Raw genomic sequence first — 19,284 nt, forward strand, 5'->3', positions numbered from 1 at the left:
TCTTTAGCCGCAGGGGTTTACCGGCGCTGTTCAGCACCTGTTCAGCCCCCGGAGACGTACTGGAGCTGGGATTTGCCCCGGCACTGCACAACGAAAATGGGGCCGCGAAGGCGGCCCCATTGACGAGTGCTTGCGTTCCCGTTTGGGGGGGGGGAAGCGGACGATCAGTTCTTGGTCTTGTCGACCAGCGCGCCCTTCTTGATCCACGGCATCATGTCGCGGAGCTTGGCGCCGACCGCTTCGATGTCGTGCTCGTTGGCGCGGGCGCGGGTCGCCTTGAACGAGGCCTGGTTGACCTTGTTCTCCAGCATCCAATCGCGGGTGAACTTGCCGGACTGAATGTCGGCCAGCACGCGCTTCATCTCGGCCTTGGTCTCGGCGGTGATGATGCGAGGACCGGTGACGTATTCGCCGTATTCCGCGGTGTTGGAGATCGAGTAGTTCATGTTGGCGATGCCGCCTTCATAGATCAGGTCGACGATCAGCTTCAATTCGTGCAGGCACTCGAAGTACGCCATTTCCGGCGCGTAGCCGGCTTCCACCAGCGTCTCGTAGCCGGCGCGGATCAGTTCGACCGTGCCGCCGCAAAGAACGGCCTGCTCGCCGAACAGATCGGTCTCGCACTCTTCCTTGAAGGTGGTTTCGATGATGCCAGCACGACCGCCGCCGATCGCGGACGCGTACGACAATCCGAGGTCGTGGGCATTGCCCGAGGAGTCCTTGCTGATCGCGATCAGGCAGGGCACGCCGCCGCCGCGCTGATACTCGGAGCGCACGGTGTGGCCCGGGCCCTTCGGTGCCACCATCAGAACGTCGAGGTCGGCGCGCGGATCGATCAGGTTGAAGTGGACGTTGAGGCCGTGCGCGAACAGCAGCGCTGCGCCCTGCTTCATGTTGTCGTGCAGGTGATCGCGGTAGATGTCGCCCTGCAGTTCGTCCGGCGTCAGCATCATCATGACGTCAGCCCACTTCGCAGCCTCGGCAACTTCCATCACCTTGAAGCCGGCAGCCTCTGCCTTTTTTGCGGTGGCGGAGCCCTTGCGCAGCGCAATGGCCACGTCCTTGACGCCGGAGTCCTTCAGGTTCAGCGCGTGGGCATGGCCCTGGCTGCCGTAGCCGACGATGACCACTTTCTTGCCCTTGATCAGGTTCAGGTCGGCGTCGCGATCGTAATAAACACGCATCTTCGTTTTCCTTCGATTGGCCAAATCACGCGATTTTCGGATGGGTCGGGCCCTTGAGGCCCGGATGAATTGCCGCCGTTGTGTAGGGCGGCTGGTGCCGCGAGACAAGCCCGCGGGCCCCATTTCTGCAGTGCAACTAAATCAAGGCTCCTTCAGAACGGGGTAGAGCGAGGCCAGCAGAAGCAAGGCCATAACGACGTTGAAAATACGGACCGCACGGGGGGACTTCACCAGTGCCTGCAGCGAGGTACCGAGAAGCACCCAGGTCAGAGACGAGCCCAGCCCGATCAGGAACAGCAGGATCGAGAGCGCGGCGATGTTCAGCGGATAGGCCGCGATGGCGGCGTAGGCGGTAATCGCGCCCACCGCGATCACCCAGCCCTTGACGTTAACCCACTGGAACATCGCAGCGCCGAGGAACGTCATCGGCTTGCCCTCCCCGGCTCCGCCGGTATCCGCAGGACCGGACAGCGCAATCGCGATGGCGAGGTAAGTCAGGTAAGCCGCGCCTGCATATTTCAGGACGGTATGCAGCACCGGATAGGCCGCGAACACCGCGCCGAGGCCGAGCCCGATGACGGCGACCAGAAACGAGAAGCCGATGGTGACGCCCGCGACATGCGGCAGCGTGCGGCGAAATCCATAGTTCAAACCGGACGCCATCAGCATGATGTTGTTCGGCCCTGGCGTGAACAGGGCTGCTGCGGCGAAAGCGATAAACGCAATGACGAGCTGCTGCGAGATCATGACATCAGGCCACTTCAACGAGGGGCGGCGGACGGCGCGAAAGCAACATGACGGCGATACCCAGCACCACGACGATCATGCCGGTCAGGCGCAAGGGACCGAACGTCTCGCCGAACACGATACTGGATGTACCTGCACCGAAGAAGGGCACTAGGAGCGCGAATGGCACCACCTGCGCGGCGGAGTATCTGCCCAGCAGCCGGCCCCAGATCCAGTAGCCCAGCGTCGTCCCGAGCAGCGCCAGCGCCAGCACACACGACGCCGCCAGAAGCGACATATGCGTCAACGCGTGCCAGGTGACGGCGGGCCCCTCGATAGTCAGCAGGATCACAAGCAACGGCAGCATCGCCAGCAAGCCTATCCACGCAAACAGATTGAGCATCGACACGCCCTGCGCGCGGCGCAGCAGCAGGTTGGAAATTGCAAAGCTGACCGGCGCGGTCATCGCCATCGAAAACGCCCAGACACTAAAATCGTAGCCAACGGTGAAGCAGATCAGCAGCAATCCGCACATCGCGATCGCGATCCCAAGCACCTGAAGCCGCGTCGGCAGCTCGCGCAGGAAGATGGCCGCGAAAGCCACCGTGAACAGCGCCTGACTCTGCACGATGACAGCCGTCAATCCGGCCGGCACGCCATGGGCCAGACCATAGGTCTGTGCGAGGAACTGCGCGACCAGCAGCCAGCTGATCGCAACGATCAGCCCCCATGACAATTTGGGAGGCGGCAGAAATAGGCACGGCAGCGCCGTGATGCCGAAGCGCAGCGCCGTCAGCAGCGTCGCCGACATCTCATCGACCGCAATCCGGGTCAGCACGAAGCCAACTCCCCAAATCACGGCCACGGCGATGGCCAATGCGATATCGATCGGTTTCATGGGACAGGACGGGTGTGACTACGTTGCGTCCGGTCCACGGGCGATGGCGGCAACGCCGGTACGCGACACCTCGACCAGACCGAGCGGGATCATCAGGTTGATGAACTGATCGATCTTGGCGGTCCCGCCGGTGATCTCAAACACGAAGCTCTCGGTCGTCGCATCGATCACGCGCGCGCGGAACGCCTCCGACAGCCGGAGCGCCTCCATTCGCAGATCGCCGGTGCCCTTGACCTTCACCATCGCCAGTTCGCGTTCAATGGCGCGGCCGGTGAGCGTCATATCGACCACACGGTAGACCGGGATCATGCGATCGAGCTGGTGCTTGATCTGCTGGATCACCATCGGCGTGCCGGTGGTGACGATGGTGATGAGCGACATGTGTTTGGCGTGCTCGGTTTCGGACACCGTGAGACTGTCGATGTTGTAGCCGCGGCCGGAAAACAGACCGATCACGCGCGCAAGCACGCCCGGCTCATTCTGCACGAGCACCGACAGCGTATGCGTCTCGTTCGGATCGTGCCGATCCTCCATGAAGTAGGCGGATGCGGGCTGTTCCATTGTCTCTGCTTTCATGATCACACCAGCGCCTTGCCGCCGGCGAACGCCGCCGCGGTTGCTTCCTCGTTTGCTTCCGCGGGAAGCAACATCTCGTTATGGGCCTTGCCCGACGGAATCATCGGGAAGCAGTTTTCGAGCGCCGCGACGCGGCAGTCGAACAGCACCGGCTTCTTGACCTTGATCATCTCGTTGATCGCGCCGTCGAGATCACCGGGCTTGATCACCTGAAGCCCGACACAACCGAAGGCATCGGCCAGCTTGACGAAGTCCGGCAACGCTTCCGAGTAGGAATGCGACAGCCGGTTGCCATGCAGCAGTTGCTGCCACTGGCGCACCATGCCCATGTACTGGTTGTTGAGGATGAAGATCTTGATCGGCAGTTCGTACTGAACCGCGCTCGACATCTCCTGCATCGTCATCTGCACCGAGGCATCGCCCGCGATGTCGATCACAAGGCTGTCGGGATGCGCCACCTGCACGCCCAGCGCCGCCGGCAGACCGTAGCCCATGGTGCCGAGACCGCCGGAGGTCATCCAGCGGTGCGGCTCCTCAAAACCGAAGAACTGCGCTGCCCACATCTGATGCTGACCGACTTCCGTCGTGATGTAGGTGTCGTGATTTTTGGTCAGCTCAAACAGCCGCTGGATCGCATACTGCGGCAGGATGATGTCGTCGTTTTTCTTGTAGGCCAGCGAATTGCGCGCGCGCCAGCGTCCAATCTCGAACCACCAAGGGTCGATCTTCGGCCTTTGTGCTTCGGCCTTGAACACCGTCAGGATGTCGCCCAGCACATTGGCCACATCACCGATGATCGGCACATCAACGCGGATGTTCTTGTTGATCGACGATGGATCGATGTCGATATGGATCTTCTTCGAGTTCGGCGAGAACGCGTCAGTGCGACCGGTGATGCGGTCATCGAAACGCGCACCCACGCACAACATCACATCGCAATCGTGCATCGCCATGTTGGCTTCGTAGGTGCCGTGCATGCCCAGCATGCCGAGCCAGTTCTTGCCCGACGCCGGGTACGCGCCGAGGCCCATCAACGTCGAGGTGATCGGAAAGCCGGTGACCTCGACCAGTTCGCGCAACAGCTTGGAGGCTTCCCGGCCGGAATTGATAACGCCGCCGCCGGAATAGATCACCGGACGCCGTGCCGAAGCGAGCAGCGCGACGGCCTTGCGGATCTGCGCGGCATCGCCCTTCACGCGCGGATTGTAGGAAATATGCACGTCCGATTTGCGCGGCGGATGATAGGTGCCGGTCGCGAACTGCACGTCTTTCGGCACGTCCACCACCACCGGGCCGGGACGGCCCGTGGTCGCGACGTAGAACGCTTCATGCAGCACCTGCGGCAAATCCTCGATCCGGCGCACCAGCCAGTTGTGCTTGGTACAGGGCCGCGTGATGCCGACGGTGTCGCATTCCTGGAACGCGTCGTTGCCAATCAGATGCGTGGGAACCTGTCCGGTGATGCAGACCAGCGGAATCGAGTCCATCAGCGCGTCGGTCAGCGGCGTCACCATGTTGGTCGCGCCCGGACCAGATGTCACCAGTGCAACGCCCGGCAAACCCGTGGAACGGGCGTAGCCCTCCGCTGCATGGCCTGCGCCCTGCTCGTGCCGCACCAGAATGTGCTCGACATCGCTCTGCTGGAAGATCTCGTCGTAGATCGGAAGCACCGCGCCACCGGGGTAGCCGAAGATGTGCTTGACCCCGTGATCCTTGAGCGCGCGAACGATCATCGCCGCGCCGGTCATCTGGTTGGGATCGTGTGCCTTGCTGTCACTCATGGTTCGCTCCGGGGCGCTTGTCGCGCAGATTTGGTCGAGGCTTTCCTTAACGCATGACCTGATCTGAAAACCGCTTCACACTTTTCAGGGTCATGCCCGAAATAAAAAAGGGCCCGAGAGGACCCTTCACACACCGCCTTGTCGTGGGTAGCCGTCAGCTACCCCCAGCGGTGCGCCAGGGTACGACGATAATAAGGAGACTGGTAACTTTATTGCGCATTATCGTCTTCGAGTTTCCAAAGGTTGCGCGGGTTATACGATCCAAATGGCGAAAGTCAAGCCCGCACCGGCTTGGAAAGACTAGCCGGTTCCAGAGCATTCCGCGATAGCGAAAGTGCACGGGTGAGCCATTCGCGGGCCGCATCGGGGGCGACCCATCCAAATTCCGGCAATTGGTGCCTGAACCATGTGAACTGCCGCTTGGCGTAGTGTCGGGTGTCTGTCTGACCAATCTCGATGGCCTTCTCGCGCGTAAGATCCCCCGCGAGATACCGGATCATGGCCGGCACGCCGTGCGCCTTCATCGCCGGCAGGATCGGATCGAGCTTGCGCTCAGCCAGCGCCGCAACCTCGTCCAGCGCGCCGCCATCGAACATCATCGTGAAACGACGATCGATACGCGCGTAGAGTTCGTTGCGATCCGGCGCGAGAAAAACAGCCACGGTCCCCTCAGTCGGCAACAAGGGCGGCAGTCCCTCGCTATGCCAGTCTGGCAGCGCGCGGCCGGTGGCTTCGATCACTTCCAGCGCGCGCGCGATGCGTGCGCTGTCGCGCGGCTTGAGCTTGTCGCCCGAAACCGGATCACGCCGCGCCAGTTCCGCATGCAGCGTCTCGACGCCGTCCCGTTCCATGCGTGCGCGCACGCTGTCGCGCACCTCCTGCGGGATCGGCGGCACGGCAGACAGTCCTCGTGTCAGCGCCTTGAAATACAATCCGGTACCCCCGATGAAGATCGGGAGGCGATTGTCGGCCCGCGCCTCAGCCAGCACCGCTGCAGCATCGGTCACCCATGACCCCGCCGAGCAGTTCACCGCAGCATCGCAATAGCCATACAGCCGGTGCGGAACACGCGCCTCTTCTTCCGGCGTCGGCCGCGCCGTGATGATCCGCAAGTCCCGATAAACCTGCATGGAATCGGTGTTGATGACGATGCCGCCCGTCGCTTCGGCAAGAGCAAGCGCCAGCGCCGACTTGCCGCTGGCCGTCGGCCCTGCGATAAGCACGGCCTTGGTGCCGCCCTTCCCCTCTACGCCATCTGTCAACATCGAGCCGTCATGTCTCTCGTCGTCACGCTGATCTGCAATCCCGCCGAGCCCGAGCTCGACTCGACCGCGATTGATGCCGCGCGCTCCGCGCTGCCCTCGCCCGAACGTGGCGACTGGCTGTTCGAGGGCGTCGCCGCCGACATCCGCTTTAGCAGCACCGACGACATTCGCACAATTTCAGGCCGCTTGCGCGAGGCCCTGAATGGCATCCGCGCCGATGTCGTGGTGCAGCCGCAGCTCGACCGGCGAAAGAAGCTCCTGCTGGCGGACATGGATTCAACCATGATCGGCCAGGAGTGTATCGACGAACTCGCCGACTTCGCCGGTCTCAAGACGCACGTCGCCGCCATCACCGAGCGCGCCATGCGCGGCGAAATCGAATTCGAGCCGGCGCTCCGCGAGCGCGTGGCGCTGCTGAAGGATCTTCCGGTCACGGTGGTCGATGAAGTGCTCAAGAGCCGCATCACGCTGACGCCGGGCGCGGTCGAACTGGTCCGCACCATGCGCGCGCACGGCGCCTATACCTGCCTCGTCTCGGGCGGCTTCACGCTGTTCACCAAACGTGTCGCCGAACTGATCGGATTTCAGGAAAACCGCGCCAACGAGCTGTTGACCGAGAACGGCAAACTGACCGGACTGGTCGCCGAGCCGATTTTGGGACGCGAAGCAAAGCTCGCGACGCTGATGGACCTGCTCGAGTCCTTCGATCTCGACGACCTGGACACGATGGTGGTCGGCGACGGCGCCAACGATCTCGCCATGATTGAACGGGCTGGGGTCGGCGTCGCCTACCACGCCAAGCCCGCAGTTGGGGCGGCGGCCGGGGCGCGGATTGATCACGGCGATCTCACCGCGCTGCTCTACATGCAGGGCTACAAGCGCAACGAGTTCGTGACAGGCTAACCGGCGTCGGCGCGCCTGGCTCCCCGAATTTTGGCAGACAAAAACGCAATGCCCGGCACAAGGCCGGGCATGACGAGTTTTCTTTCGAACTCCGGCGCGCCCAAAGCACGCCCGGAATGCCGTCTTACTTCACCGCCAGCGCGACGAAGCGCAGCTCGCCGGAGCCGTTCGATACCAGAAGCAGCACGGACTTCTTGCCGTCCTTCTTCAGCTGGTCGATACGCTTTTTCACATCTACGGCATTGGTCACGGCTTCCTGCGCAACTTCGACGATCACGTCGCCGGCGCTGAGGCGCTTCTCGGCCGCATCGGACCCGCTGTCGACGCCGGTCACGATCACGCCCTTGACGCTGTCTTTGATCTTGTACTTCGTGCGCAGATCCTTGCTGAGACCGGCGAGATCGAGGCCGAGCGCCTTCTGCGTAACGGGCTTTTCGGCTTCGACCGGGCTGGTGGTCTTGGCGGAGGCTTCGACCGGCTTCTCGCCATCGTCGAGACGGCCGAGCGTGACCTTCCGGGTTTCTTCCTTGCCCTTGCGGATGATGACGACGTCCACGGCCTTACCGACCGGCGAGTCGGCCACGGCGCGCGGAAGATCCTTCATTTCCTTGATGTCCTTGCCGTCGAACTTGATGACGACGTCGCCCGGCTCGATGCCGGCGGGCTTAGCCGGGCCCTTATCGTCGACGCCGGCGATCAGCGCGCCGCGCGCCGGCTTGATGCTGAGGCTCTCGGCGATTTCATCGGTCACCTGCTGAATGCGGACGCCCAGCCAGCCGCGGCGCACTTCCTTGAACTGGCGCAGTTGGTCCACCACCGCCACCACGGTCTTCGACGGCACGGCGAAGCCGATGCCGATCGAGCCGCCCGACGGCGAGATGATCGCGGTGTTCACGCCGATGACTTCGCCGTCGAGGTTGAACAGCGGGCCGCCGGAGTTGCCGCGGTTGATCGCCGCGTCGGTCTGAATGTAGTTGTCATAGGGACCAGAATTGATGTCACGGTTGCGTGCCGAGACGATGCCGGCGGTGACCGTGCCACCGAGGCTGAACGGATTGCCGATCGCGATCACCCACTCGCCGAGGCGCAGGGTGTCGGAATTTCCGAACTTCACCGCGGTGATCTTCTTCTCCGGCGGCGTGAATTTCAGGACCGCCAGATCGCTCTTCTTGTCCTTGCCGATCAACTCTGCCTTGATCTTGGTGCCGTCGTTAAGAATGACATTGATCTCGTCGGCGTCGGCGATGACGTGGTTGTTGGTCACCACGGTGCCATCGGTGTCGATGATGAAGCCGGAACCCAGTGAATTCACCTTGCGCGGCGAACCGCCCTTGGAGTCCGGACCGCCGCGGCGGTTCTTGAAGAACTCATCGAAGAATTCGCTGAACGGCGAATCCGGCGGAAGTTGCGGATTGGCGCCCCGCCTGTTGTTGCCGCGCTCGTCGCTGCCCTTGTCGCCATCGTTGTTTTTGGCGTCGACAGTCTGCGACGTCGAAATGTTGACGACCGCGTCGATCACCTTCTCCGCGACGTCGGCGATGCCGTCCGGTCCGCGGGCCAGCGCAGGCGTCGCAACGATGGCGAAACCGACAGCCGCGGCAAGCGGCAATACGCGGCGGCTCAATGCTTGAAACGCATCGGACATGGTCGAAAAGTCTCCTGAAAAGGGCCGGATCATTTGTATCAGATTGCGCCTGAACACGATGGGTGCGCAAGCACCACCATTCGGTGGGATTCCAGCGATCAACCGGCGGATTGCGGCGAAAAGCCGGCTTTGCGCTCACAACGCGGGCTTGGATGCCCTACTGCCGCACCAGCCAGATCAGGATCAGGCCCACAACCGCCGAGACGAGCCCGACGGCGCGCAGGATATTGTCCGGCGAGGACAGCGCGCTTTTCATCGCCGAACGCATCCAGCTCGGGAGCGCCGTAAACAGCAAGCCCTCCAGAACCAGCATGATCCCGACCCCGACCAGGAGATCACCGTATCCAATCGACCTCATCCGGCGACGACTCCTGCCTGATCGTGTTCCTCACGCCGCATCTTAACGCGCGGAACCCGTAGCAGGGAGCTTGCCTGTCGGATTAGCAAAATAGCGGAAGAATTCCGAGTCCGGCCGCAGCAGGAAGCGGGTGTCGTTGTGCTTCAAACTGTTTTCATAGGCCGACATCGAACGGTAGAACGTAAAGAAATCCGCGTCCTGGCCGTAAGCCTCGGCAAACAGTCGGTTGCGTTCGCCGTCGCCCTCGCCCCGAATTTTCTCGGATTCCGAATTGGCCTCGGCGACGATGACCGTTGCTTCACGGTCGGCCTTGGAGCGGATTTCCTGTGCCCGCTGGCCGCCCCGTGCGCGGAACTCCGCTGCCTCTCGCTGACGCTCGGTCTGCATGCGTTGATAGACGGCCTGGCTGTTCTGCTCCGGCAGATCGGCACGGCGGATTCGCACATCGACCACCGCGATGCCGTAGCTTGTGGCCTCACGATCGAGCTGGTCGCGAATTCTTGCCATCAGGACATCGCGCTCATCCCGGACAACCTGGATAAACGGCACCTCGCCCAGCACACGCCGCAACGCCGAATTGAGCAGCGTGGTGAGCTGAATGTTGGCCGCCTGGATCGAGCCAAGGGTTTGGTAGAACCGGAGCGGGTCCTTGATCCGATAGCGCGCGAACGCATCGACCACGAGACGCTTCTGGTCCGACGCGATGACTTCCTGTGAGGGGTTCTCAAGGTCGAGGATCCGCTTGTCGATGCTGATAACGGAATCGATGAACGGCACCTTGAAGTTCAGACCTGGCGCAGTGACCACGCGCACCGGCTCGCCGAGACGCACAAGCAGAACCTGCTGTGTCTCGCTCACAGTGAACAGTGAGCTGTAGCCGACAACGATGGCGACCAGCACAACGAAAAGAGCAACGATACCTGCGATGCCGTTTTTCATCGGGTGCTCCCGCCCTGTTGTGGCGCAGCTGGCGGAGTGCGGCGTCCGATTTCACTTAATGGCAGATAGGGAACCACACCCGATCCGTTTGCGCCCTGATCGAGCACGAGCTTGTCGGCTCCGCCGAGGATCTTTTCCATCGTTTCAAGATAGATGCGCTCGCGTGTCACGTTAGGCGCCTTCTTGTAGGCTTCATAGACGCTGAGAAAGCGCGAGCTTTGGCCCTTGGCTTCGGCGACGACCTGCTCGCGGTAGCCTTCCGCAACCTGGAGAATCTGCGCCGCGCGACCGCGCGCGTCGGGAACAACGCGGTTGGCGTAGGTCTGAGCTTCGTTCTGCAAGCGCTCGAGGTCGGCGCGGGCTGCCTGCACGTCGCGGAACGAATCGATCACCTGCGACGGCGGATCGACCTTCTGCATTTGCACCTGCTGAATCAGGATACCGGAGCCGTAGCTGTCGAGCGTCTTCTGCATCAGTTCGAGCACAGCCGCCTCGATCGTGGTACGCGCGCCGGTGAGGATCGGCTGAATGGTGGAGCGGCCGATCAGATCGCGCATCGCGCTTTCGGCAACCGCCTTCACGGTACCTTCCGGATTCTGGATGTTGAACAGGAAGTTGCCGACGCCGTCAGGCTTGATGCGCCACAGCACGGTGAAATCCACATCGACGATATTCTCGTCGCCGGTCAGCATCAGGCTTTCTTCGGGAACGTCGCGAATGGTGGTGCCACCGCCACGGCGCGAATCGTCAACCACCCGCATGCCGATGCTCAGCGTCGAAACACGCAGCGCCTTGGGCAGCAGCACGGTTTCGATCGGGTAAGGCAGATGGTAGTTCAGGCCCGGCTGAACTGTGCGGACATGCTTGCCGAAACGCAGCACGACACCGAGTTCTTCGGACTGCACGCGGAAGAAGCCCGACAGCCCCCAGATCGCCAATGCGGCGACCAGAACGAGCGCGATGCCCATCCCGCTGAAGTTTCCTCCCGGCAGCATGGTCTGCAGCTTGTCCTGCCCACGGCGCAGAAGATCCTCAAGATCTGGCGGTCTCGGTCCCGGCGATTGCGGTCCGGAGCCCCAGGGACCTTTCGGACCAGAGCCCCAGGGGCCTCCGCCTTGATTCTTCCACGGCATCGTTAGTCTCCTCCGCGCGAAAGCTCGCGCTCCGCAAACTCAGCAGGCCTTATAGGGGACGCGCCCAGTCCTTACAACGCAGGACGCCAGCTCTGGAGAGCTATGGTGCGCGGCAAATTTGTCAATGCAAACATCACGATCGCGGTTAATGGCGCGATCTGCGGCACTATGAGACACGGGTATTAGCCATGACGCTTATATGTCACGTAGGAAAAATCGGCCGTATCGCCATCGGATTTGGCATGAGCTGTACGCCCCACTTGTTCCCATTCCACCGCATCAACCGGCTGCAGAAACGTGTCGCCTTCAGGCCTGGCGTGAACTTCGGTGATCTCCAGCCGGTCAGCCTTTTTCAACCATTGCGCAAAAATCTCGGCGCCGCCGATCACCATGATCTCAGTGACGAAACGCCGCAGCGCATCGCCCCGTGCGATGTCGTGCGCAGCATCGAGCGACGTTGCGACGACAATTCCCGGCACCTGAAAAGCCTTGTCACGCGTCACGACGATGTTGGTGCGGCCCGGCAGCGGACGGCCAATTGAGGCGAACGTCTTGCGGCCCATGATGACCGGCCGGTTCAGCGTGATCGCCTTGAAGCGCTTGAGATCGGATTTGAGATGCCACGGCATCGCGTTGTCGCGGCCGATGACGCCGTTTTCAGCGACAGCCACGACAAAAACGATTTGCGGATTTGAAACCGTCAGCACCGACGCGGTCACACTGCGACCTCAGCCTTGATGTGCGGATGCGGGTCGTAGTTCTCGAGCGTGAAGTCTTCGTAGCGGAACGAGAAGATATCCTTCACGTCGGGATTGATCTTCATGGTCGGCAACGGACGCGTGGGTCGCGTGAGTTGCAGCCGCGCCTGGTCGAGGTGGTTTGAATAAAGATGCGCATCGCCAAGCGAATGCACGAAATCGCCGGGCTTCAGGCCGGTGACCTGCGCCACCATCATTGTCAGCAGCGCATAGGACGCGATGTTGAACGGCACGCCGAGGAAGACATCCGCTGAACGCTGGTAGAGCTGGCAGGACAGCTTGCCCTTGGCGACATAAAACTGAAACAAGCAATGGCAGGGCGGCAGCGCCATCTTGTCGACTTCGGCCGGATTCCAGGCGCTCACAATCAGGCGTCGCGAGTCCGGATTTTTGCGGATCATCTCGATCAGGTTGGAAATCTGATCGATTGTGCCGCCGTCCTGAGCGGGCCATGAGCGCCACTGCGATCCGTAAACGGGGCCGAGATTGCCGTTTTCGTCCGCCCACTCATCCCAGATGCGGACGCCGTTGTCGTTCAAGTACTTGATATTGGTGTCGCCCGCCAGAAACCACAGCAGTTCATGGACGATCGATTTCAGATGAAGCTTCTTGGTGGTCAGCATCGGGAAACCCGACGCCAGATTAAACCGCATCTGATGGCCGAACACGGACAGCGTTCCGGTCCCGGTGCGGTCGGTCTTTTCCGCGCCGTCGCCGAGAATTCGTTCAAGCAGATCGTGATACTGGTTCATGGGGCCTGTTTAGCCTGCCGCACGCCGCGACTCGATTTAGTTCAGGCAACTATACCCCGAAAAATGAGGATCGGATCGCCCAACAGCAAGGGGCGGAACTCGCGTCCCGCCCCCGGCAAACTCAGGTTGTGTCAGCAGAATCTCAGTTTGAGAGCGGCTTCAGCACCGCCGACCATTTGGTGATCTCGCTGTCGACCAGCTTCTTCAGCGATTCCGGTGTACGCTCGGCAGGCTTCGGAATCACGCTGCCGAGATCGAGCAGCCGCTTGCGGACGCCTTCGTCGTCCAGCGCCTTGACCAGCGCGGCGTTGAGCTTGGCGACGATTGGCGCAGGTGTGCCCTTCGGCGCAAAAATCGCGTTCCAGGCCTGCGCCTGATATTCTGGCAAGCCGGCTTCAGCCGTGGTCGGCACGTCCGGCAGCGACGGGTTGCGTTCCGGCGTTGCCACCGCATAGGCCTTGATGGTGCCGCCCTTAACCTGCGGAACGGCGTTGACGATCTGGTCGCACATGTAATCGACCTGGCCGCCGACCAGCGCATTCATCGCAGGGCCGGTACCGTTGAACGGAACGCCAGTCGGGTTGATCTTGAGCACCGAATTCAACAGCTCACACGATGAATAGGATACCGAGCCGACGCCCGCGTGAGCCGCATTGAGCTTATCGGTGTTAGCCTTCACGTATGTGATGAACTCCTTGAGATCCTTCGGCGGGAAATCCTTGCGCGCGAGGATCAGGATCGGCGTGCCGGCGATCAGACCGACGGCCTCGAAATCCTTGGAGGGATGATAGGCGAGTTTCGGATAGAGCGGAACGGATGCCGCGTGCGTGCCCATGTGGCCGGTGATGAGCGTATAGCCATCGGGTGCGGCCTTCGAGGCGCGCGTCGATGCCGTGGTGCCACCGGCGCCGACCACGTTTTCGATGATGATCGTCTGGCCGAGAGTCTGCTGCATGTGACCCGTCACGATGCGCGCGATGACGTCGGTCGGGCCGCCGGCCGCGAACGGCACGATCATCGTGATGTTGCGCGTCGGATAATCCTGCGCCTGAGCCGGCCCGGTGACCGCGCCGGTAGCAGCAAGTGCAGCAATCCCGCAGGACGCCAGCATGCGCTTGAGCAAATTCATGAGGTTTCTCCCAGATAAACTCTTCTAATTACGAACGGGCTATTCCGTCCGGCAGTGTCAGCATGACCGGGTCAGCCGAGTCCATCCGACTTGCGGATAGACCCGGACTGCGCGGCGCGGCGCAACGCCGCACCACCTCTCCTAGTTTTCGGACTCGACGAAGACCTCGTCGCGCTTTTTGCGAAGCGATGGCAGCAGCGCCAGGATCAGCAAAAATGCTGCAATCGCCATCAAGGTCGCGGACAGCGGCCGGGTCAGGAACACCGTCCAGTCGCCACGCGAGATCAGCAGCGCGCGGCGGAGATTTTCTTCCATCAGCGGACCAAGCACCATGCCGAGCAGCATCGGGGCCGGCTCGAAATCATGCTTCACCAGCCAGTAGCCGACGAGACCGAAGGCCGCGGTCAGGACCACGTCCATCGGCGCGTTGTTCACCGAATAGATGCCGATGGCACAGAACACGACGATGCACGGGAACAGCAGCCGGTACGGCACCCGCAGCAGCCGCACCCAGATGCCGACCAGTGGCAGGTTGATGACCAGCAGCATCAGGTTGCCGATCCACATTGAGGCGATCATGCCCCAGACCAGTTCGGGCTGCTTCTGCATCACCTGCGGTCCCGGCACGATGCCGTGAATGGTCATTGCGCCGACCATCAGCGCCATCACCGCGTTGGGCGGAATGCCGAGCGTGAGCAGCGGAATGAACGAGGTCTGCGCCGCGGCGTTGTTGGCGCTTTCGGGAGCAGCAACGCCTTCGATGGCGCCTCGGCCGAAGCGTTCCGGATGCTTCGAGATTTTCTTCTCGAAGGTGTAGGCTGCAAACGACGCGATCACCGCGCCGCCGCCGGGCAGAATGCCGAGAATCGAACCAAGCACCGTGCCGCGCAAAACCGCTGGAGCCGAATCTTTCAGATCCTTCTTCGTCGGCATCAATCCGGAGATCTTCTGCTGAACCAGCGTGCGCTCCATTGCTGCGCCATGGTCCAGATTGCGAATAATTTCGGCGAAACCGAACAACCCCATCGCCACGGTCGCGAAGCCGAGACCGTCGGCGAGTTCCGGAACGTTGAACGACATGCGCGACGCGCCGGTTTCAATGTCGGACCCGACCATCGACAGCAGCACGCCAAAGGCAATCATCGCGATCGCCTTGAGCACCGAGCCTTTCGCCAGAACGACGGCGAAGATCAGGCCAAGCACCATCAGAGAAAAATATTCGGCGGGGCCGAACGCCAGCGCGAGTTTGGTCAGTGGCGCGCCCAGCAGCGCAATCAGGACGGTGGCGACGCAGCCCGCAAAGAACGAGCCAATCGCAGCGATGGCCAGCGCAGGTCCGGCGCGGCCCTGCTTGGCCATCTGGAAGCCGTCGAGTGCGGTGACCACCGAGCCCGCTTCACCCGGAATGTTGACCAGAATCGAGGTGGTCGAGCCGCCGTACTGCGCACCATAATAGATACCGGCGAGCATGATGAGCGCGCCGACCGGCGGCAATCCGAATGTGATCGGCAGCAACATGGCGACGGTCGCGATGGTGCCGATGCCGGGCAGCACGCCGACCAGCGTGCCGACCAGCGCGCCGATCAGACAGAGACCAAGATTGACGGGCGAAAACGCGACGCCGAAGCCGAGGGCAAGATTTGCAAAAATATCCATGATGCCCTCAGCGCAAAACGCGTGGGAAAAGATCGAGCGGCAGCCCGAGCGCATACGGGAACAGGAGCGCACATCCGATCGTCAGGCAGATCCCGACGATGACGGCTTCTTTCCATTTCGTCTCATCGCTTCCCATCGCGGCAATCATGAAGCTCACGAATGCCGAAACGACCAGACCGAGAGGACGGATCGCAACCGCGAAGGCCAGGATCGACAGCGTTACAAAGACAGGACCGCGAATGCCGTAACGCTGCAGCGGCGGCCCCTCGGCAAGAACACCTGTGAGGACAACGCCGGCACCGAGCGCCAGAAGAAGATAGGCGAACATCCGCGGCGCAGTGCCCGGACCGAACGAGAACCCTCGCATGCCTTGAAGATCGCTGGACGCCCACAGAGCGAACAGCGCGATCCCCATCAGGGCCAGGCCGCCGTAAAAGTCCTGCGGTCCCTTGATAAACCCGCGCGCGGGTTTTCCCGCAGCGCTGTCTGGCGCTTCACTCATCGTCATCATCCCCCCTCAAGTCACGAGCTTTAGCCCGGTCTATTCTTGTGGCGCAGGGTTCCACCCCTACACCCTTTGCTTATCTATTTTCGTCAGACGACGCCAGCAAAACCGAGGATGCCGCCCACAATGAGCATCCACAGCGGGTTGAGCCGGGTCGCCAATGCAAGCGCGGCTACGCCGACAATAGGGACCACTGCGGCCCATGTGCCACCGGTCGTTAATGCGAGGATGAAACCGCTGGCGCACATCAGCCCGATCGAAACTGGAACCAGCGCGGCCTGAAGGATCGCTGGCCAGATAGATTGGCTTGATCGCGTCAGCATGTTGCTAACGAAATAGGCAAGGACCGCGGACGGACCGCACATGGCGAATGTCGCAACCAGCGCACCCGCGATGCCGGCCACATGATCCGATTAGCGTCACGATCAATACATTTGGTCCCGGCGACAATTGTGCAATCGCGAACATATCCGCGAACTGCGCATCCGAGCGACATCTTGGCGAACGCCACAAACAGTTCAATCAGCCCCGGCCGTACGGGCGCTGCTGCATCAGAGGACTGGGGGATCGCTGAAGCGCTGTCAGGACGAATGGCCCGATTTAGAATGGCCCCCCGGAAATGGCCAACCGATATTCCGATGCGGCGCGCATGCGCTGGACGCAAATCGGGACGTTCCCCACCAAACCGAAAAGGCGGCACGGGACTCTCTCCACAAGGCGGAACACAGCCTTTTGCCATCAGGTTTCGCACCATATATGGAGGGTGGCGGTTCGCCTGCTATGGCCCCTCTAGGCAGGGTTCGGAGGCACCTGGCAACAGCAGCCTCCACTTCACTCTCATTGGACTGCATTGAATTTGTCAGTCGCATGCGTTGCGGCCCGTGAGAATATCTGCGATCTGCGCCGTGCGGATGCTGACCTGCGGGTCATGACCGGATAGCATGGATCAAACTGCGAGTCGGTACGTTCGAGTCTGGTCACTCCAGTTCGAATTCGACTGGCCACCTTTTACAGGACCACATGATGGCGACCGATCACATTCGTTACGATGTCCTCGCGCGCGACGCGCTGCGCGGCGTGCTGAAGCATGTGCTCGCGGATGCCGCCGAGCACGGACTTCCCGGCGAGCATCATTTCTACATCACGTTCCTGTCCAAGGCCGAAGGCGTGAAGATCTCCCCGCGCCTGCTGTCGCAGTATCCGCAGGAAATGACCGTCATTCTCCAGCACCAGTTCTGGGATCTGGTCGTCACGGATGACCGCTTCGAGGTCGGACTGTCGTTCAACGGGATTCCCGAGCGTCTCGTGATTCCCTTCAGCGCGATCAAGAGCTTCTTCGATCCGTCGGTGCAGTTCGGGCTGCAGTTCGAGCCGGTCGACGAACCAACCGCCGAAGCCGAAGCGCCGGTTGAAACACTGCCGGTTACGGCTGCACCGGAAACTCCAGCCGAAGCCGGCGACGAGCCGGTCAAGCAGGGCGAAGGCGCCGAAGTCGTGCGGCTTGATCGCTTTCGCAAAAAGTAATCAGCCTTTCGCTCCCTCATCTTGAAGCTTTTCTAAGTTCTGACACGCGTTTCCGCCGATGCGAGAGCGCGCGGCGGTTGCGTGCATCGGCTGTGAAGTCATAAACTTCAGTGTCCCCGCGAAGCATCGGAAAGCACTATGGCCGCTCAGAAGAAAACAACGCGCACCGAAACCGACACGTTCGGACCGATCGAAGTGCCGGGGGATCGCTACTGGGGCGCGCAAACCGAACGCTCGATACATAACTTCAAGATCGGTAACGAGCGGATGCCGATGCCGATCGTCCGCGCGCTCGCCATCGTCAAGCTCGCCGCAGCACAAACCAACCTTGAACTCGGCCTGCTCGATCAGCGCCGTACCCGCGCGATCGTGCGTGCGGCCCGCGAAGTCATCGACGGCAAGCTCGACGACAACTTCCCGCTGGTGGTCTGGCAGACCGGCTCGGGCACACAGTCCAACATGAACCTCAACGAAGTGATCGCCAACCGCGCCAGCGAACTGCTCGGCGGCGAGCCCGGCACCAAGAAACCGGTACATCCAAACGATCACGTCAATATGAGCCAGTCGTCCAACGACTCGTTTCCAACCGCGATGCATATCGCTGCTGCCGAGCACATCGCCCACGACCTGCTGCCCGCGCTGACCGGCCTGTTGAAAGCGTTGCGGCAAAAGGAGAAGGCCTTCGCCAAAATCGTCAAGATCGGCCGCACCCATACGCAGGACGCGACGCCGCTCACGCTCGGCCAGGAATTCTCCGGTTACGCTGCGCAGGTCGAGAGCGGGATCGTACGGGTGCGCACCGCGGCGAAGGACCTCTATCCGCTGGCGCAGGGCGGCACGGCGGTCGGCACCGGCCTCAACTCCAAGCCGCGATTTGCCAGGCTGTTCGCCAAACAGGTCGCCGCACTCACCAAGCTGCCGTTCACCAGCGCGCCGAACAAGTTCGAGGCGCTGGCGTCGAACGACGCCTATGTCTTCGTGCACGGCGCGATCAACTCCGTTGCAACCGGCCTGTTCAAGATCGCCAACGATATCCGCCTGCTCGGCTCGGGTCCCCGCTCCGGTCTCGGCGAACTGATTCTGCCGGAAAACGAGCCGGGCTCGTCGATCATGCCCGGCAAGGTCAATCCGACCCAGTGCGAAGCCATGACCATGGTGTGCTGCCAGATTTTCGGCAATCACACCGCAATCACCATCGCCGGCAGCCAGGGGCATTTCGAGCTCAACGTTTACAAGCCGGTGTTGGCGCACTGCATGCTGCAATCGATCCAGCTGATGGCCGACGCGACGCGTTCGCTTACCGAACACTGCATCGTCGGTATCCGCGCCGACGAAAAGCGGATCGATGAGTTAATGCGGCGCTCGCTGATGCTCGTAACGGCGCTGGCGCCCAAGATTGGTTACGACAATGCCGCGAAGGTCGCAAAAACCGCTCACGCGCGCGGCACGACATTGAAGGAAGAGGCAGTCCGTCTCGGCCTCGTCTCTGCCACCGAATTCGATCGGCTCGTGAAGCCGGAGAAAATGACGCATCCCGGTTAGTGCGAGCCAT

The 19,284-nt window shown here is 61.7% G+C and carries 18 protein-coding genes and 1 pseudogene; 3 read left to right on the top strand and 16 right to left on the bottom strand.

Annotated elements, in window-relative coordinates; all coding sequences use genetic code 11:
• Positions 1-164: 164 nt before the first annotated feature.
• The 6 genes from ilvC to miaA all read right to left on the bottom strand — a co-directional run bounded on the left by ilvC (position 165) and on the right by miaA (position 6,430).
• Positions 165-1,184, bottom strand: coding sequence for a ketol-acid reductoisomerase (gene ilvC / locus BN32_RS11610; protein ID WP_019198365.1), 1,020 nt, complete (start codon positions 1,182-1,184; stop codon positions 165-167).
• Positions 1,185-1,325: 141 nt separating this feature from the next.
• Complete coding sequence (locus BN32_RS11615; protein ID WP_019198366.1) at positions 1,326-1,931, bottom strand: LysE family translocator; 606 nt, start codon at positions 1,929-1,931, stop codon at positions 1,326-1,328.
• A gap of 4 nt (positions 1,932-1,935) precedes the next feature.
• Positions 1,936-2,808: an EamA family transporter gene (locus BN32_RS11620; protein ID WP_019198367.1), complete on the bottom strand. Its 873-nt coding sequence runs from the start codon at positions 2,806-2,808 to the stop codon at positions 1,936-1,938.
• A gap of 18 nt (positions 2,809-2,826) precedes the next feature.
• A complete protein-coding gene (gene ilvN, locus BN32_RS11625) occupies positions 2,827-3,369 on the bottom strand; it encodes an acetolactate synthase small subunit (RefSeq protein WP_040426335.1) in 543 nt (180 codons plus the stop codon).
• A 17-nt stretch (positions 3,370-3,386) separates the two neighbouring features.
• Positions 3,387-5,165 carry an acetolactate synthase 3 large subunit gene (locus BN32_RS11630; protein ID WP_019198369.1) on the bottom strand — a complete coding sequence of 593 codons (1,779 nt, stop codon included), beginning with the start codon at positions 5,163-5,165 and terminating at the stop codon, positions 3,387-3,389.
• A 275-nt stretch (positions 5,166-5,440) separates the two neighbouring features.
• Positions 5,441-6,430: a tRNA (adenosine(37)-N6)-dimethylallyltransferase MiaA gene (gene miaA, locus BN32_RS11635; protein ID WP_019198370.1), complete on the bottom strand. Its 990-nt coding sequence runs from the start codon at positions 6,428-6,430 to the stop codon at positions 5,441-5,443.
• A 9-nt stretch (positions 6,431-6,439) separates the two neighbouring features.
• Between miaA and serB the strand changes: the two genes are divergently transcribed.
• Positions 6,440-7,333 (top strand): phosphoserine phosphatase SerB, encoded by an 894-nt coding sequence (gene serB, locus BN32_RS11640; protein WP_019198371.1) that lies wholly within the window; start codon positions 6,440-6,442, stop codon positions 7,331-7,333.
• 124 nt (positions 7,334-7,457) lie between these two features.
• Here serB and BN32_RS11645 read toward each other — a convergent pair whose 3' ends face one another.
• From BN32_RS11645 to BN32_RS11690, 10 genes and pseudogenes are all read right to left on the bottom strand, one after another.
• Complete coding sequence (locus BN32_RS11645) at positions 7,458-8,978, bottom strand: DegQ family serine endoprotease (RefSeq protein WP_040425660.1); 1,521 nt, start codon at positions 8,976-8,978, stop codon at positions 7,458-7,460.
• Positions 8,979-9,135: 157 nt separating this feature from the next.
• Complete coding sequence (locus tag BN32_RS11650) at positions 9,136-9,336, bottom strand: DUF2065 domain-containing protein (protein ID WP_019198373.1); 201 nt, start codon at positions 9,334-9,336, stop codon at positions 9,136-9,138.
• A gap of 42 nt (positions 9,337-9,378) precedes the next feature.
• Complete coding sequence (gene hflC, locus BN32_RS11655) at positions 9,379-10,275, bottom strand: protease modulator HflC (protein WP_019198374.1); 897 nt, start codon at positions 10,273-10,275, stop codon at positions 9,379-9,381.
• Complete coding sequence (gene hflK, locus BN32_RS11660) at positions 10,272-11,408, bottom strand: FtsH protease activity modulator HflK (protein WP_040425661.1); 1,137 nt, start codon at positions 11,406-11,408, stop codon at positions 10,272-10,274. Before hflK ends, hflC begins: the two co-directional genes overlap by 4 nt.
• 182 nt (positions 11,409-11,590) lie before the next feature.
• On the bottom strand, positions 11,591-12,127 hold the full coding sequence (locus BN32_RS11665) for a dihydrofolate reductase (protein ID WP_019198376.1): 537 nt from the start codon (positions 12,125-12,127) through the stop codon (positions 11,591-11,593).
• Positions 12,124-12,918 (bottom strand): thymidylate synthase, encoded by a 795-nt coding sequence (locus BN32_RS11670; RefSeq protein ID WP_019198377.1) that lies wholly within the window; start codon positions 12,916-12,918, stop codon positions 12,124-12,126. The genes BN32_RS11665 and BN32_RS11670 overlap by 4 nt, the downstream gene beginning before the upstream one ends.
• A 142-nt stretch (positions 12,919-13,060) precedes the next feature.
• A complete protein-coding gene (locus tag BN32_RS11675) occupies positions 13,061-14,047 on the bottom strand; it encodes a tripartite tricarboxylate transporter substrate binding protein BugD (RefSeq protein WP_019198378.1) in 987 nt (328 codons plus the stop codon).
• A gap of 141 nt (positions 14,048-14,188) precedes the next feature.
• Entirely contained in the window at positions 14,189-15,703 is a 1,515-nt protein-coding gene (locus tag BN32_RS11680) for a tripartite tricarboxylate transporter permease (protein WP_019198379.1), read from the bottom strand.
• 7 nt (positions 15,704-15,710) lie between these two features.
• Positions 15,711-16,205, bottom strand: coding sequence for a tripartite tricarboxylate transporter TctB family protein (locus BN32_RS11685; RefSeq protein WP_040426338.1), 495 nt, complete (start codon positions 16,203-16,205; stop codon positions 15,711-15,713).
• Between the two features lie 92 nt (positions 16,206-16,297).
• A pseudogene (locus BN32_RS11690) lies at positions 16,298-16,697 on the bottom strand (chromate transporter); the annotation flags it as partial.
• 534 nt (positions 16,698-17,231) lie between these two features.
• Between BN32_RS11690 and BN32_RS11695 the strand changes: the two are divergent.
• Together BN32_RS11695 and fumC are read left to right on the top strand one after the other, a co-directional pair.
• Positions 17,232-17,732 carry an SspB family protein gene (locus tag BN32_RS11695; RefSeq protein WP_040426340.1) on the top strand — a complete coding sequence of 167 codons (501 nt, stop codon included), beginning with the start codon at positions 17,232-17,234 and terminating at the stop codon, positions 17,730-17,732.
• A gap of 138 nt (positions 17,733-17,870) precedes the next feature.
• Entirely contained in the window at positions 17,871-19,274 is a 1,404-nt protein-coding gene (fumC, locus tag BN32_RS11700; RefSeq protein WP_019198383.1) for a class II fumarate hydratase, read from the top strand.
• Positions 19,275-19,284: the final 10 nt, after the last annotated feature.

This window comes from Afipia birgiae 34632 (assembly GCF_000308295.2).
Lineage (GTDB): Bacteria > Pseudomonadota > Alphaproteobacteria > Rhizobiales > Xanthobacteraceae > Afipia > Afipia birgiae.